Source organism: Chromobacterium sp. INPA-IVC, from assembly GCF_059047085.1.
Window position 1 is genome coordinate 150,367 of sequence record NZ_JBTNLS010000009.1, and the last position, 14,458, is coordinate 164,824.

Below are 14,458 nucleotides of genomic sequence, written 5' to 3' on the forward strand. Positions count from 1 at the left end.
AAGCTAATCAAGCGGCCGACAAACTGTCAATGCGAGGACTTCTGGATTTCCTTGATCGCGTCGGTGAATTCGGAAATGTCCTGGAAACTGCGGTAAACCGACGCGAAACGCACGTAAGCCACCTTGTCCAGCCGCGCCAGCTCGTTCATCACCATCTCGCCGATCTGCCGGCTGCTGACCTCGCGCTCGCCCAGCTGCAGCAGCTTGTGGCAGATGCGGTCTATCGCCTCGTCCACCAGCGTGGTGGACACCGGCCGCTTGTGCAGCGCGCGCAGGAAGCTGGTGCGGACTTTCTCGATGTCGAACTCGGAACGGTGTCCAGCCGTTTTCACCACCTGCGGCATGCGCACGTCGGCGGTTTCGAAGGTCGTGAAGCGCTTGTCGCAGGCCGGGCAGCGGCGGCGGCGGCGGATGCTGCTGCCGTCCTCGCTGACGCGGGAGTCGATCACCTGGGTGTCCGGGTTGCCACAAAACGCGCATTTCATGACAATAATCCTGTGAGTTGCAATAGTTGGATGTTATCAGCAATGCCGTCCGGCCGCACCGCCGGCCATGGCTCGAGCCGGCCCAGGCAAAGAAAAAGCCGCCCCTGCGGGCGGCTTTTCTGCATCCGGGCGAGCCGGCTGATTACTTGGCGTACACCGGGAAGCGGTGGCACAGCGCGGTGGCCTTCTCGGCGATGCGGGCGATCAGCGCGTCGTCGTTCGGGTTGTCCAGCACGTCGGCGACCAGATTGGCCACTTCGATGGCCTCGGCTTCCTTGAAGCCGCGGGTGGTGATGGCCGGGGAGCCGATGCGGATGCCCGAGGTGACGAACGGGGTTTCCGGGTCATTCGGGATCGCGTTCTTGTTGACGGTGATGTGGGCGCGGCCCAGCAGCGCGTCGGCCTGCTTGCCGGTCAGGCCCTTGGCGCGCAGATCGACCAGGAACACGTGGCTCTCGGTGCGGCCGGAGACGATGCGCAGACCGCGCTCGGCCAGGGTCTTGGCCATGATCGCGGCGTTCTTCAGCACCTGCTGCTGGTATTCCTTGAATTCCGGCTGCAGCGCTTCCTTGAAGGCGACGGCCTTGGCGGCGATCACGTGCTCCAGCGGGCCGCCTTGCAGCGTCGGGAACACATTGCTGTTGATGCTCTTCTCGAACTCGGCCTTGGCCAGAATGATGCCGCCGCGCGGGCCGCGCAGGGTCTTGTGGGTGGTCGAGGTGACGAAGTCGGCGTGCGGCACCGGGTTCGGGTACAGACCCGCGGCCACCAGGCCGGCGTAGTGAGCCATGTCCACCATGAAGTAGGCGCCGACCTTCTTGGCGATTTGGCCCATGCGCTCGAAGTCGAAGCGCAAGGCGTAAGCGGATGCGCCGCCGATGATCAGCTTCGGCTTGGTTTCCATCGCCACGCGCTCCATGTCGTCGTAGTCGATTTCTTCCTTGTCGTTCAGGCCGTAGGCGACGATGTTGAACATCTTGCCGGACAGGTTGGCCGGGGAGCCGTGGGTCAGGTGGCCGCCGTGGCCCAGATTCATGCCCATCACGGTGTCGCCCGGCTTCAGGATGGAGAAGTACACCGCCTGGTTGGCCTGGGAGCCGGAATGCGGCTGCACGTTGGCGTATTCGGCGCCGAACAGCTGCTTGACGCGGTCGATGGCCAGTTGCTCAACGACGTCCACATGCTCGCAACCGCCGTAGAAGCGCTTGCCCGGATAGCCTTCGGCGTACTTGTTGGTCAGTTGGGAGCCTTGGGCTTCCATGACGGCCGGGCTGGTGTAGTTTTCCGAGGCGATCAGCTCGATGTGATCTTCCTGGCGTTGGCATTCAGCCGCGATGGCGGCGGCGAGTTCTGGGTCGAATTTGGCGATCGTCTGGTCAGCAGCGAACATCTTTGACTCATCCATCAAAGGGTTAACGATCCGGGCATTCTACACGAAATGCCCGGATCGAAACCTTAACGTGAAGCAAGCTCGCCCAGGCTCCGCCGCGCCCCTCATACCGCCCAGCAGGAGCAGCCCAAGGCGCCGAAAAAGCCCTTGGCGTCCGATACCGGCAGCTCCGCGCCCCAGGCCCGCGCATGCTGGTGGCCGTGCAGGCCGCAGGCGCTAGCGCAGCGGCAAGCGGCGGAGGCCTGGCGATGCAGCGAATGGCGGCCGGCGCCTTGCGGATCGCCCCAGGCGGCGTAGCCCTTGAAGGTCCGCGCCGGCGACCAGTCCGGCATCGCCGGCGGCAGGGGATGATCGTCCAGCTCGGCGAAACCACCCGCGGCGTAGACGATGCGGCCGCCCACCATGGTCAGCTCGGACACCAGGAAAGAGATGTCGTCCTCCGGGCAGGAAAAGAAATCCCGGTCCGGCACGACCAGATCCGCCAGCTGGCCCACTTCGATGCGGCCGCGCCCGCCTTCCTCGTTGGTGAACCAGGCCACGTTCTCGGTCCACATCCGCAGCGCAGTTTCGCGGTCCAGGCAGTTGCGCTGCGGGTAGAGCTGCAGGCCGCCAACGGTCTTGCCGGTGATCATCCAGGTCAGCGACACCCAGGGATTGTAGGAAGCGACGCGGGTGGCGTCGGTGCCGGCCGACACCTTCAAGCCCTTGTCCAGCATGCGGGCAATGGGCGGCGTCGCCTCGGCCGCCGCCGCGCCGTAACGCTCGACGAAATACTCGCCCTGGTAGGCCATCCGGTGCTGCACCGCGATGCCGCCGCCCAGCGCGGCGATGCGGTCCATCGAGCGCTCGGAAACGGTCTCGGCGTGGTCGAAGAACCAATTCAGCCCTTGCAGGGGGATGTCGCGATCCACCTTCTCGAACACGTCCAGCGCGCGGGAGATGGTTTCGTCGTAAGTGGCGTGCAAGCGCCACGGCCAGCGGTTTTGCGCCAGGATGCGCACCACTTCTTCCAGTTCGCCCTCCATTTCCGGTGCCATGTCGGGCCGCGGCTGGCGGAAATCCTCGAAATCAGCGGCGGAAAACACCAGCATCTCGCCGGCACCGTTATGGCGGAAATAATCGTCGCCCTGCTTGTAGCGGACGCTGCCGGTCCAGGCGAGGAAATCCTCTTTTTCCGCCTTGGGCTTCTGGGTGAACAAGTTATAGGCCAGCCGCACCGTCATCTGCCCGGCGTCGGCCAGTTGCTGGATCACCGCGTAATCGTCCGGGTAGTTCTGGAAGCCGCCGCCGGCGTCGATGACGCCGGTCACACCCAGCCGATTCAGCTCGCGCATGAAGTGGCGGGTGGAGTTGAGCTGGTAGTCGAACGGCAACTTGGGGCCCTTGGCCAGCGTCGCGTACAGGATGGCGGCGTTGGGCTTGGCCAGCAGCAGGCCTGTGGGGTTGCCGCTGCCGTCGCGGACGATCTCCCCGCCCGGCGGCGCCAGCGTATCGCGGCCGTAGCCGACGGCGCGCAGCGCAGCGCCATTGAGCAAGGCGCGATCGTACAAATGCAGCAGAAAAACCGGCGTGTCCGGCGCGGCGGCGTTGATCTCGTCCAGCGTGGGCAGCCGCTTCTCGACGAACTGGTGCTCGGTGAAGCCGCCCACCACCCGCACCCATTGCGGCGCGGGCGTGACGGCCACCTGCCGCCGCAGCATGTCCATCGCATCGGCCAGCGAGCGCACGCCGTCCCAGCGCAGTTCCATATTGAAATTGAGCCCACCGCGCACCAGGTGGGTGTGGTTGTCGATCAGGCCAGGCAGCGCGCGGCGGCCCTTGAGATCGACGACGCGGGTGGCCGGCCCGGCCAGCGCCATGATCTCGGCCTCCTCCCCCACCGCGAGGAAACGGCCGTCCTTGACCGCGACGGCGCTCGCCTGCGGCAGGCGCCTGTTCAGTGTGGCGATGCGGCCATTACGCAAAATCACATCGGCGGTAGCCATGATGGTTTCTCCCGGGATATTGGCCGCCGCCGGCTGAAGCGCGGCTGGCGGCGGCGCGGCGATCAGCCTTCGTGGCCGCCGAACATGGTTTTGGCGTAGCGGATGCCCAGGCCGTAGCCGCCGCCCAGCTTGGCGGCGATGCCGGTGGTCAGCTCATAGGTGTCGGCGCGCGCCCAGTCGCGCTGCAGCTCCAGCAAGTACTGCAGCGAGGTGATGGGCCGCGCGCCGGCCTGCACCATGCGCTGCATCGCGCGCTCGTGCGCCTCGGCCGAGATGTCGCCGCAGGCGTCGGCGATCACGTAGACCTCGAAACCCTGGTCCAGCGCGGATAGCGCCGGACCGACGATGCAGACGCTGGTCCACAGGCCGGCCAGCACGATGCGGCTCTTGCCGATCTGGTTGACGCGGGCGATCACCGCGGCGTCCTCCCAGGTGTTCATCGATGTGCGGTCCAGCATGCGCAAGTCCAGGAACGGCGCGGTCACCTCATCGAACATCGGGCCGGAAAAGCTTTTCTCCGCCACGGTGGTCAGGATGGCGGACACGCCGAATCCGGCGGCTGCGCTGGCGACCAGGCCGGCGTTGTTGCGCAGCGTCGGAATATCGATGGAATGGGTGGCGAAGGCCATCTGCGACTGGTAGTCGATCATGATCAGCGTGTGGTCGCGCGGAGTCAGCAGCAAGGGGCTGGGCACGGTGGTAGCGGTCGGTTTCATCACGGTTTCTCCATTGTAAATATGCCGGCGGCCGGTTAGCGGGACGGGCGTCGGCAGGGGCCGCCGCCCCGCCGCTCGCCAAGCGCGTCACTCCCGGGTGTCCACCAGGATCAACTCGGCGTCCTCGCCGGCCTCGACGCGGATCAGGTCTTCGTCGCGGATGGCCGCGCCATCGCCGGCCGTCAGCGCCACGCCGTTCACCCGGGCCGAGCCGGCGGACAGCGCCAGATAGCCGCGGCGGCCCGCGCCCAGCCGGTAATCAGCGCTTTCGCCTGCCTTCAGCGTGGCGCCCAGCACCCGGGCGTCGGCCCGTATCGGCAGCGCGCCGTCATCGCCGGCCATGCCGCTGGCCAGAGCGACGAAGGCGCCGGAGCGGTCGGCCTTGGGAAAAGGCTTGCTGCCCCAGGACGGCTCGCCGCCGCGGCTGTCCGGATAGATCCAGATCTGGAAGATGCGGGTGGCGATCGGCTCCAGGTTGTATTCGGAATGGACGATGCCGCTGCCGGCGCTCATCACCTGGACGTCGCCGGCCTCGGTGCGGCCGCGGTTGCCCAGATTGTCCTGATGGCTGATCGCGCCTTCGCGGACATAGGTGATGATTTCCATATCGGCGTGCGGATGCGGAGCAAAACCGCCGCCGGCGGCGATGGTGTCGTCGTTCCACACCCGCAGCGCGCCCCAGTGCATGCGCGCTGGGTCGCGGTAGTCGGCGAAGGAGAAATGGTGTTTGGCGTCGAGCCAGCCGTGATGGGCTGCGCCCAGGCTGGCGAAGGGTCGGCGTTCGATCATGGCTTGCTCCTGCGATGACGGAAGAATGATGTAGCCACTATAAACAGCCGATATCAGGATTAAAATAGAATAGATTGAATATAATCATTTCCATTTTCATCACAATCAATGCGCCGTCCTGGCAGTTGACTGATAGACTTCGGCATCAATCCCAACCCAATCCGACAGAGAACATGAAACGACTCCCCGATCTGGAAGCCTGGGCCATCTTCGCCAAAGTGGCCGAATGCGGCTCCTTCGCCCGCGCGGCCGACGAACTCGCGCTGTCCCAGGCCACCGTGTCCAAGGCGGTGACGCGGCTGGAAGCGCGGATCAAGGCCACGCTGCTGCACCGCACCTCCCGCCGGCTGTCGCTGACGGCGGCCGGCGACGCGGCGCTGGAGCGAGCGGCGCGCATCCTGGCCGAGGGAGAGGCGGTGGAGGCCGACGTCGTCGAGCAATCCGGCAGCCTGCGCGGCACGGTGCGCGTCGCCGCGCCGATGTCCTTCGGCATCTCCCATCTGGCGCCCCTGCTGCCGGAGTTCATGGCGCGCCACCCCGAGGTCGAGCTGGATTTTCATTTCAGCGACGAACAGGTGGATCTGGTGGCGAACCGGATGGACCTGGCCCTGCGCATCGCCTCGCCTGCCGACTCCAGCCTGCTGGCCAGACGCTTGTGCGCGGTGCGCATCCTGCTGGTGGGCGCGCCCTCGTATTTCGAACGCCACGGCCGGCCGGTCCATCCGAGCCAACTGACCGGGCACCGCGCCTTGCGCTACAGCAACGCGCCAAACCGCCATTGGCGCTTCCGCCATCCGCAAGAAGGAGAGTTCGCGCTGGACATGCCGACGGCGCTGAGCGTCAACAACGCGGAAGCGCTGGCGCCGGCGCTGCGGGCGGGGCAGGGGCTGGCCTTGCAGCCGGAATTTCTGGCCTGGGAAGACCTGCAGGCGGGCCGGCTGGAAGCGGCGATGCCGGGCTGGGAGGTCGACCCCATCGCGCTGTACATCCTGACGCCGCCAGGGCGCGGACGGCCGGCGCGCGTGCAAGCGCTGATCGACTATCTGGCGGAGAAACTGGCCGGCGCGCCCTGGGTGCGGATGGAGAACGACGCCGGCTGACAGGCAAAACAAAGCCCCGCTCGAAGCGGGGCCGATTTTCGAAGACCGCTGGCTTACAGATCGTCAGCGGTGAAGAACAGCGGCACGCCGTCCCGGCTTTCCGGCTGCAGCTCCGGCAGCACATGCACGTCGCGCACATGGCATTCGCGCATCAGCTCGCGGAAGTTCTCTTCTATCAGCTTGACATTGTCCAGCGACGCCAGCGGCCAGACGAAGCCTTCCCAATTGCGATCGTCACCCTTGGCCGACAAGGTGAAGTGCAGCTCGCCGTTGTCGTGGGCGGACAGAATCGCCACCGGGTCCTTGTCCAGCTCGCGCAGGCGGCGGATCTGGCTGCTGGCGAACACCTGCAGCGCCACTTCGAAGCGGGCGAAATTGCCGGCCACCAGCGCCTGCATCGCCGGCAGCGGCGGACGGGCGATCGGGAACAGCGTCACGCCTTCGGTTTGCAGCTGCTCGCCGAGGAATTTCATCACCGGCATGCCCCAGGCGCCGACCGAGCCGCCCAGCTTCACCGGCGGCTCCGCCCCGTCGCGCAGAATCGCCGCGCCCAGCAGATAGCGCAGGAACACACCCTCTTCCTTCACCGTGATCGGCGCCGGCTGACTCGGCAAGGCGTTGCGCGCGTCTGCGCCCTGGCGCGACATCTCGTACAGTTTGGCCGCGTCGAGGCCGGTCAGGCTGTCCGGGTGCAGCAGCGCGCCGCCCAGCGCGGCGTCGCCGTCGGCGAACACGCCGTGCCGGCGCAAGAGATCGTTCAGGCCGTCGATATCGGCGATTTCAGCCGGCAGCGTCGCCTGCTCGCGGCTGCCCGCCACCAGCACCAGCGGCAGCGCGAACAGCGCGACATTGGCGCTCCCGCCCTCCACGGTCTGGCGCAAGGCGTCCCATACCACCTGGTAGCAGGCCTGCGACGGCACCATCGCCAGCGCGACGGAGATGGACAGCAGCTCGCGCCGCTGCAGCATCTCGTCCATCGCGCCCGCCAGCCCTTGGCGCCACATTTCGCGGTCGTCCGCATTCGGCGCGTCCAGCACCGACTGGGCGTGATGGATCAGGCGATTGGTCAGGGAAACCTGCGGGTGGTACTGGCGCGGATCGGGAAGAATATGGCGGACGGCGTCCATGGTGCTGACATCCTGCAACTATCGAAAACGCCTATTGTGGCACAGCCGCCACGTTCTTGCGCGGAGGGAGCGAGCCATGCCAACGGGCTGAAGCAATGGAAAATCAGGCATTCCAGCAGGCAATGTATCAAGGCGCGACAAAAACTTACATTTCTCGACATTTTCGAAAACGCACATGTTGACACTCGGTACCGCAATCCGGATAATCCGTTCTCGTTGAGATGCAGCAATTGCTTCTTGATAGTTTCTCCTCTATTTCTCCTTTGTAGACTTGGCGCGGGCCGTAAGGCACCGCGCATTTTTTTTGCCCGCCCGCCACACAAACACTCCCAAAAATATTAAAAATCATTGCCGTACGGACATTCCGTCACAATGGAACCGCCAGAAGCCTCCCGCCCCGGCTGCTTGCGGCACAAGCGGCAACACCTCTTTTTCATCGCTGTTCAGCAGTCTATCAAAATGCTATTGGTGTATAATTGAAAATATATCAATTTCATATGCATTTAACAGATATTTCATTTTCGAAACAAAACGAATCTTCGGCGGACAGTATTGTTCGGTTTTTCACGAAGTGAACCGAACAACCTAGAGAAAAAGCTTGAAGGGGAATACTTGAACGGACCGCGCGCGGCTTGACGAGTTCCCAACTGTCTGACAACGCAGGCGTATGCTAACAGGATCGCGCTGCGGCATTATGACAATAATCAATACCCAATAACTTTCACCCCACCCAGATCGGCACCGCCATCCGCCGGCCCGGGAACCGCCATCCTTGCCGCGCGGTCTCAGGCCTTCTCCTCGCCCAAACCTTTCCACATGCCGATACACAGCCTCCACCTCGCCGGGTTTCGCTCGATACGCAAGCTGACGCTTGAATTGGACTCGCTCAACGTTGTCGTCGGCCCCAATGGTTGCGGCAAATCGAATTTGTACAAGGCCATCCAGTTGCTGCATGCGGCGGCCGAAGGCCGGCTGTCCGCCGCGCTGGCTCAGGAAGGGGGCGCGCAGAAGGCGATGTGGGCCGGCGGCGCCCGCCGCGGCGACAAGGCGCGCGCGCCGAAACGGATGATCCTGTCCGCCCGCCTGGACGACTACGACTACGAACTGCAACTGGGCTACCCGGAACCCAGCCTCAGCCTGTTCTCGCTGGACCCGCTGGTGAAGGAGGAAAGCCTGTGGCTGGCCGGGCACGGCCGGCGGCCTTCCACGCTGCTGCTGGAGCGCCGCAACCAGGCCGCTTTTCTCTGCGGCGTGGAAGGCGAGCGGAACAGCTACCCGGCCAGCCTGCGCGCCGAGGAGTCCATCTTCGGCCAGTTGGCCGAGCCGCACCGCTATCCGGAACTGTCCCAGGTCCGCGAAACGCTGCGCAACTGGCGCTTCTACCACGAGTTCGCCGTCTGGCCCGGCTCGCCGCTGCGCGCGCCCCAGGTCGGCATACGCTCGCCGGTGCTGGCGCACGACGGCGCCAATCTGGCCGCCGCGTTCCAGACCATCGTCGAAATCGGCGATCGCGAGCTGCTGGACAGCATGCTGGCCGACGCCTTCCCCGACTGCCGCTTCCTGGTGGACACCCAGCAAGGGCGCTTCCAGATGCTGATGCAGCGCGATGGCCTGCTGCGGCCGCTGGAGGCCGCCGAGCTGTCCGACGGCACGCTTCGCTTCCTGTGCCTGGCGGTGGCGCTGCTCAGTCCCCGGCCGCCCGCCTTCATGGCCTTGAACGAACCGGAAAACAGCCTGCACCCAGCGCTGTTGCCGGCGCTGGCGCGGCTGATCGCCGAAGCCAGCCGCCACAGCCAACTATGGGTGACCAGCCACTCGCCGGAATTGGCGGAGCGAATCCGCCGCCATCGCCCGCTGAAGACCTTTCAGCTCACGCAACAAGACGGCGAAACCCTGCTGCGGGACGACTGACGCCCCTCGCATCGACCAAGCCGCCTCCAGGCGGCTTTTTTGCATGCCATTTTTAAGAAAATTCGCCGATTTTCGTTCACATGACGATCCAGTAGCGAGATATTCGGGGAACTCCGGCTATAAGGTCAAAGTCCTACCCCTGTCTTGTTTATTTTATTGAACACTATGTGTAAAAAATTCTTCTCTCCTTTGCTTGTTGCCTGGCTGATCCTGATGGCGGCCATCGTCTGTGAAATCGTCGGCACCTCGTTCATGGCGGTCGCCGCCCGCAGCGGCGGCTATCTGGGCTATGTCTGGATGTCGCTGGCACTGGCGCTGTCCTACTACTTGCTGTCTCTCGCGCTGCGCGCGATCTCGGTCGGCGTCGCCTACGCGGTATGGGAAGGTTTGGGCCTGGTCGGCCTGACCGCAGTCAGCGTCTGGCTGTTCGGCGAAAAGCTGGTGCCGCAGGAAGTGCTTGGCCTGGGCCTCGCGCTGCTGGGCCTGGTCTGCGTGACGATGGGCGAAACCCATGATGAGGAGGCCGCGGCATGAAAACCGTTTACCTGTTGTTCGTGCTGGCTTCCGCGCTGATAGAAGTGGGCGCCAACCTGATGCTGGAAAAATCCGACGGCTTCCGCCGCCGCGCCTGGGGCATCGGCGCCATCCTGCTGGTGTGGCTGGCCTTCGCGCTGCTGGGCCAAGCGGTGAAAGGCATGGATCTGGCGATCGCCTACGCCTTGTGGGGCTCCATCGGCATTCTCGGCACCGCCATCGGCGGCCGCCTGCTGTACAAGCAGAAACTGAAGCCCATCGGCTGGGCCGGCATCGGCATCGTCGCGGCGGCGGTGGTGACCTTGTCCACCGTGTAAATCAGCCAGGCCCGAAAATTCCACCGTCCCGACAGGGACAGCGGCGAAATTTTCAGGCCCGCCTGGAACAAAAAAGGGGAGGCGCTTGGCCTCCCCTTTTTCTATCCGATCATGCTCGGTGCGTCGCCCCTGCGGGGTGACGGCACCCTACCGCGGATTATTTACGTTCGACTTGAGACACATCGCGCACCGCGCCGGTATCGGCGCTGGTGGTCATCGCCGCGTAGGCGCGCAGGGCCGGGCTGACGACCCGGTTGCGCCCCAGCGGCTTCCAGGCGTCGCGGCCTTTGGCCTCCATCGCCGCGCGGCGGCGCGCCAGTTCCTCGTCCGGCACCGCCAGATGAATCCGGCGATTGGGGATGTCGATCTCCACCGTATCGCCCTCTTGCGCCAGGCCGATCGCGCCGCCCTCCGCCGCCTCCGGCGAAGCGTGGCCGATGGAAAGGCCTGAGGTGCCGCCGGAGAAGCGGCCGTCGGTCAGCAGCGCGCAGGCCTTGCCCAGGCCCTTGGACTTCAGATACGAAGTGGGATACAGCATTTCCTGCATGCCCGGGCCGCCCTTCGGCCCCTCGTAGCGGATGATGACGATATCGCCGGCGACGATCTGGTCGGCAAGGATGCCTTCCACCGCCGCGTCCTGGCTCTCGAAGATGCGGGCGCGGCCGGTGAACTTGAGAATGGACTCATCGACGCCGGCAGTCTTCACGATGCAGCCGCGCTCGGCGATGTTGCCGTACAGCACCGCCAGGCCGCCGTCCTGCGAATAGGCGTGGGCCTGGTCGCGGATGCAGCCATCGGCGCGGTCGTCGTCCAGCGTCGGATAGCGCATGCTCTGGCTGAAGGCGATGGTGGTGGCCACCCCGCCCGGCGCCGCGCGGTAGAAACGGCGCGCTTCGCTGTCCTCTGCCTGGCGCATCACATCCCAGGCCTCCAGCCCTTCCCCCAGCGTCCGGCTATGCACGGTAGGCACGTCGCGGTGGATCAGGCCGGCGCGGTCCAGCTCCGCCAGGATCGCCACCACACCGCCGGCGCGGTGCACGTCCTCCATATGATACTTCTGCGTCGCCGGCGCCACCTTGGACAGGCACGGCACGCCGCGGCTGATGCGGTCGATGTCGGCCATCTTGAAATCGACGCCCGCCTCGCTGGCGGCGGCCAACAGGTGCAGCACGGTATTGGTGGAGCCGCCCATCGCCACGTCCAGGCTCATCGCGTTCTCGAAGGCCTCTTTGGTGGCGATGCCGCGCGGCAGGATGGAATAGTCCTCGCCCTCGTAATGGCGCTTGGCCAGCTCGACGATCAGGCGGCCGGCCTTGAGGAACAGTTCCTTGCGGTCGGCGTGGGTGGCCACCAGGCTGCCGTTGCCGGGCAGCGACAAGCCCAGCGCCTCGGTCAGACAGTTCATCGAGTTGGCGGTGAACATGCCGGAGCAGGAGCCGCAAGTGGGACAGGCGGAACGCTCGACGCGATCGACGTCCTCGTCGGACACCGCGCTGTTGGCGGCCTCGACCATCGCGTCGACCAGGTCCAGCTTGCGCACCTCGTTGCCCCACTGCACCTTGCCGGCCTCCATCGGCCCGCCGGAGACGAACACAACCGGGATATTGAGGCGCATCGCGGCCATCAGCATGCCGGGGGTGATCTTGTCGCAGTTGGAGATGCACACCAGCGCGTCGGCGCAGTGGGCGTTGACCATGTATTCCACGCTATCGGCGATCAGATCGCGGCTGGGCAGGCTGTACAGCATGCCGCCGTGGCCCATGGCGATGCCGTCGTCGATGGCGATGGTGTTGAATTCCTTGGCGACGCCGCCAGCTTTTTCTATCTCGCGCGCCACCAGCTGGCCCATGTTCTGCAGATGCACGTGGCCGGGCACGAACTGGGTGAAGGAGTTGGCGATGGCGATGATGGGCTTGCCGAAGTCGGCGTCGGTCATTCCGGTGGCGCGCCACAGCGCGCGGGCACCCGCCATATTGCGGCCGGCGGTGGAAGTGCGGGAGCGGTATTGAGGCATGATGCATCCTTAATCGGTAAACAAAACCGGTCGTCGTTCCGTCACGCCAGCAGGGTAAGCTGGCGGCGGTTGGTCCGCGGGTGCCGGGTGGACCAACCAGGATGCCGCATCGCCGCGGGTGAGCGGCGCGACGGCGGGGAACGCTTTCCGTATAATCTCGTCACATTTCTTTTACCGCAAACGCACATCACTGACAAATGCTGATTCATCCTCAGTTCGATCCGGTGGCTATCCACCTGGGCCCGCTGGCCGTTCATTGGTACGGCCTGATGTACCTGCTGGGCTTCGCCCTGTTCCTCACCATGGGCAAATACCGCCTGAAAAACGGCAACGACGTGCTCACCGTGCCGCAGCTGGACGACATGCTGATGTACGGCGCGGTCGGCGTAGTGGTCGGCGGCCGCCTGGGCGAGGTGCTGTTCTATCAGCCCGGCTACTATTTCAGCCATCCGCTGGAAATCTTCATGGTGTGGAAAGGCGGCATGTCCTTCCACGGCGGCTTCCTCGGCGTGCTGATCGCGGTGGCGCTCTACGGCCGCAAGGTGGGCCGCGGCTTCTGGCAGCTGACCGACTTCATCGCGCCGCTGGTGCCGCTGGGCCTGGCCGCCGGCCGCGTCGGCAACTTCATCAACGGCGAGCTGTGGGGCCGCGTGGCCAGCCCGGACCTGCCGTGGGCGATGCTGTTCCCGCAGGCGCGGATGGAGGACATCGCCGAGGCGCAGCAATCGGCCGACCTGATGAACATGCTGATGCAGTACGGCGGCCTGCTGCGACACCCGTCGCAGCTGTACGAGTTCGCGCTCGAGGGCATCGTACTGTTCGGCACGCTGTGGATCTACAGCGCCAAGCCGCGTGCCACCGGCAAGGTGTCGGCGCTGTTCCTGATCGGCTACGGGCTGGCCCGCTTCATCAGCGAATACTTCCGCAACCCGGACGCCGGCATCTTCGGCAAGTCCGACGTGATCAGCATGGGCCAGTGGCTGAGCCTGCCGATGATCGTGATCGGCGTGGCGCTGCTAGTCTTCTTCGGCCGGCGCAAGCAAGGCTGAGCGGTTTCGACATGAAAGCCGGGACACCCCGGCTTTTTTTGCGCCCGGAAAACGCGACACGCCAGCTTTAAAACAAATTCCGGAATATATAACTAATTTTTTATAATTTCTGGATATTAATTCATTCGGGTAAGATGGCGGCAATCAGCTTCACATCGGCAAACAACCCTACAAGGCTCGCCATGAAAAAGACCATTGCCCTCGCACTCGCCGTTGCCCTGACTTCCACCGCCGCCCTGGCCGACCGCCTGGACGACATCAAGAAAGCCGGCGTGCTGCGCGTCGCCGCCTTCGACAGCAATCCGCCGTTCGGCTTCCTGGACGCCAAGACCCGCCAGATTTCCGGTCTGGACGTCGACGTGGCCCAGCACATCGCCAAGAAGCTGGGCGTGAAGCTGCAACTGATCCCGACCAACCCGGCCAACCGCGTGCCGCTGCTGGTGTCCGGCAAGGCCGACATCGTCGCCGCCAACTTCACCGTCACCGACGAGCGCAAGAAGCAAGTGGACTTCAGCCTGCCCTACTTCGCCTCCGGCCAGCAGTTCATCGTCCGCAAGGGCGCGCTGCAAAAGCCGGAGCAGCTGGCCGGCCTACGCGTAGGCGTGGACAAGGGCACCACCCAGGAAGTGTACCTGCGCGACAAGTACCCGAAGACCACCGTCGTCGCCTATGACGACACGCCGCTGGCCTTCACCGCGCTGCGCAACGGCAACGTCCAGGCCATCACCCAGGACGGCTCCAAGCTGGCCGCGCTGTTGGCCAATGCGCCGGACAAGGCCAAGTACGAACTGGCGCCGTTCACGCTGACCCGGGAGTTCCAGGCCATCGGCCTGCCCAAGGGCGAAGCCCGGCTGACCAAGGTGGTCAACGAGACGCTGCGCGAACTGGAAAAGAGCGGCGACGCGGCCAAGATCTACGACCATTGGTTCGGCCCGAAGACCAAGGCCCCGCTGCCGCGCGACTTCAAGATCGGCGACGCGGCCTGATCCCAGGCTTGTCCCGCCTCTCAACCGCCGGTTCCCGCCGGCGGTTTTGCCATTT

The 14,458-nt window shown here is 65.0% G+C and carries 13 protein-coding genes; 6 read left to right on the top strand and 7 right to left on the bottom strand.

Features of this window, described 5'->3' with window-relative positions; translation table 11 throughout:
• Window positions 1-26: 26 nt before the first annotated feature.
• The 5 genes from nrdR to ACX17K_RS18075 all read right to left on the bottom strand — a co-directional run bounded on the left by nrdR (window position 27) and on the right by ACX17K_RS18075 (window position 5,365).
• Window positions 27-485 carry a transcriptional regulator NrdR gene (gene nrdR / locus ACX17K_RS18055; RefSeq protein ID WP_011134841.1) on the bottom strand — a complete coding sequence of 153 codons (459 nt, stop codon included), beginning with the start codon at window positions 483-485 and terminating at the stop codon, window positions 27-29.
• 142 nt (window positions 486-627) lie between these two features.
• Window positions 628-1,875, bottom strand: coding sequence for a serine hydroxymethyltransferase (gene glyA / locus ACX17K_RS18060; protein ID WP_493775854.1), 1,248 nt, complete (start codon window positions 1,873-1,875; stop codon window positions 628-630).
• Window positions 1,876-1,979: 104 nt separating this feature from the next.
• Complete coding sequence (locus tag ACX17K_RS18065) at window positions 1,980-3,860, bottom strand: amidohydrolase (protein WP_493775855.1); 1,881 nt, start codon at window positions 3,858-3,860, stop codon at window positions 1,980-1,982.
• Window positions 3,861-3,922: 62 nt separating this feature from the next.
• Window positions 3,923-4,576 carry a hydrolase gene (locus ACX17K_RS18070; RefSeq protein ID WP_347751356.1) on the bottom strand — a complete coding sequence of 218 codons (654 nt, stop codon included), beginning with the start codon at window positions 4,574-4,576 and terminating at the stop codon, window positions 3,923-3,925.
• Window positions 4,577-4,663: 87 nt separating this feature from the next.
• Complete coding sequence (locus ACX17K_RS18075) at window positions 4,664-5,365, bottom strand: pirin family protein (protein WP_493775856.1); 702 nt, start codon at window positions 5,363-5,365, stop codon at window positions 4,664-4,666.
• A 173-nt stretch (window positions 5,366-5,538) separates the two neighbouring features.
• Here ACX17K_RS18075 and ACX17K_RS18080 point away from each other — a divergent pair, with 173 nt between their 5' ends.
• Entirely contained in the window at window positions 5,539-6,465 is a 927-nt protein-coding gene (locus ACX17K_RS18080; RefSeq protein WP_493775857.1) for a LysR family transcriptional regulator, read from the top strand.
• A gap of 53 nt (window positions 6,466-6,518) precedes the next feature.
• On the opposite strand, the gene ACX17K_RS18085 is transcribed toward ACX17K_RS18080, so the two are convergent.
• Window positions 6,519-7,592: a hypothetical protein gene (locus tag ACX17K_RS18085; protein ID WP_493775858.1), complete on the bottom strand. Its 1,074-nt coding sequence runs from the start codon at window positions 7,590-7,592 to the stop codon at window positions 6,519-6,521.
• A gap of 816 nt (window positions 7,593-8,408) precedes the next feature.
• Here ACX17K_RS18085 and ACX17K_RS18090 point away from each other — a divergent pair.
• The 3 genes from ACX17K_RS18090 to ACX17K_RS18100 all read left to right on the top strand — a co-directional run bounded on the left by ACX17K_RS18090 (window position 8,409) and on the right by ACX17K_RS18100 (window position 10,354).
• Window positions 8,409-9,503, top strand: a complete 1,095-nt coding sequence (locus tag ACX17K_RS18090; protein ID WP_493775859.1) for an AAA family ATPase — start codon at window positions 8,409-8,411, stop codon at window positions 9,501-9,503.
• A gap of 165 nt (window positions 9,504-9,668) precedes the next feature.
• Entirely contained in the window at window positions 9,669-10,037 is a 369-nt protein-coding gene (locus tag ACX17K_RS18095) for a DMT family transporter (RefSeq protein ID WP_343481389.1), read from the top strand.
• Window positions 10,034-10,354 (top strand): SMR family transporter, encoded by a 321-nt coding sequence (locus ACX17K_RS18100; RefSeq protein ID WP_021476982.1) that lies wholly within the window; start codon window positions 10,034-10,036, stop codon window positions 10,352-10,354. The genes ACX17K_RS18095 and ACX17K_RS18100 overlap by 4 nt, the downstream gene beginning before the upstream one ends.
• Window positions 10,355-10,511: 157 nt before the next feature.
• Here the strand turns inward: ACX17K_RS18100 and ilvD are convergent, their stop codons facing one another.
• The gene (ilvD, locus tag ACX17K_RS18105) at window positions 10,512-12,368 is read right to left on the bottom strand and encodes a dihydroxy-acid dehydratase (RefSeq protein WP_493775860.1); all 1,857 of its coding nucleotides are present in this window, start codon (window positions 12,366-12,368) and stop codon (window positions 10,512-10,514) included.
• Window positions 12,369-12,565: 197 nt separating this feature from the next.
• Here ilvD and lgt point away from each other — a divergent pair, with 197 nt between their 5' ends.
• Both lgt and ACX17K_RS18115 read left to right on the top strand, forming a co-directional pair.
• A complete protein-coding gene (lgt, locus tag ACX17K_RS18110; protein WP_493775861.1) occupies window positions 12,566-13,417 on the top strand; it encodes a prolipoprotein diacylglyceryl transferase in 852 nt (283 codons plus the stop codon).
• 182 nt (window positions 13,418-13,599) lie between these two features.
• Window positions 13,600-14,403 carry an ABC transporter substrate-binding protein gene (locus ACX17K_RS18115; RefSeq protein WP_046157285.1) on the top strand — a complete coding sequence of 268 codons (804 nt, stop codon included), beginning with the start codon at window positions 13,600-13,602 and terminating at the stop codon, window positions 14,401-14,403.
• The last annotated feature ends 55 nt before the right edge of the window (window positions 14,404-14,458 follow it).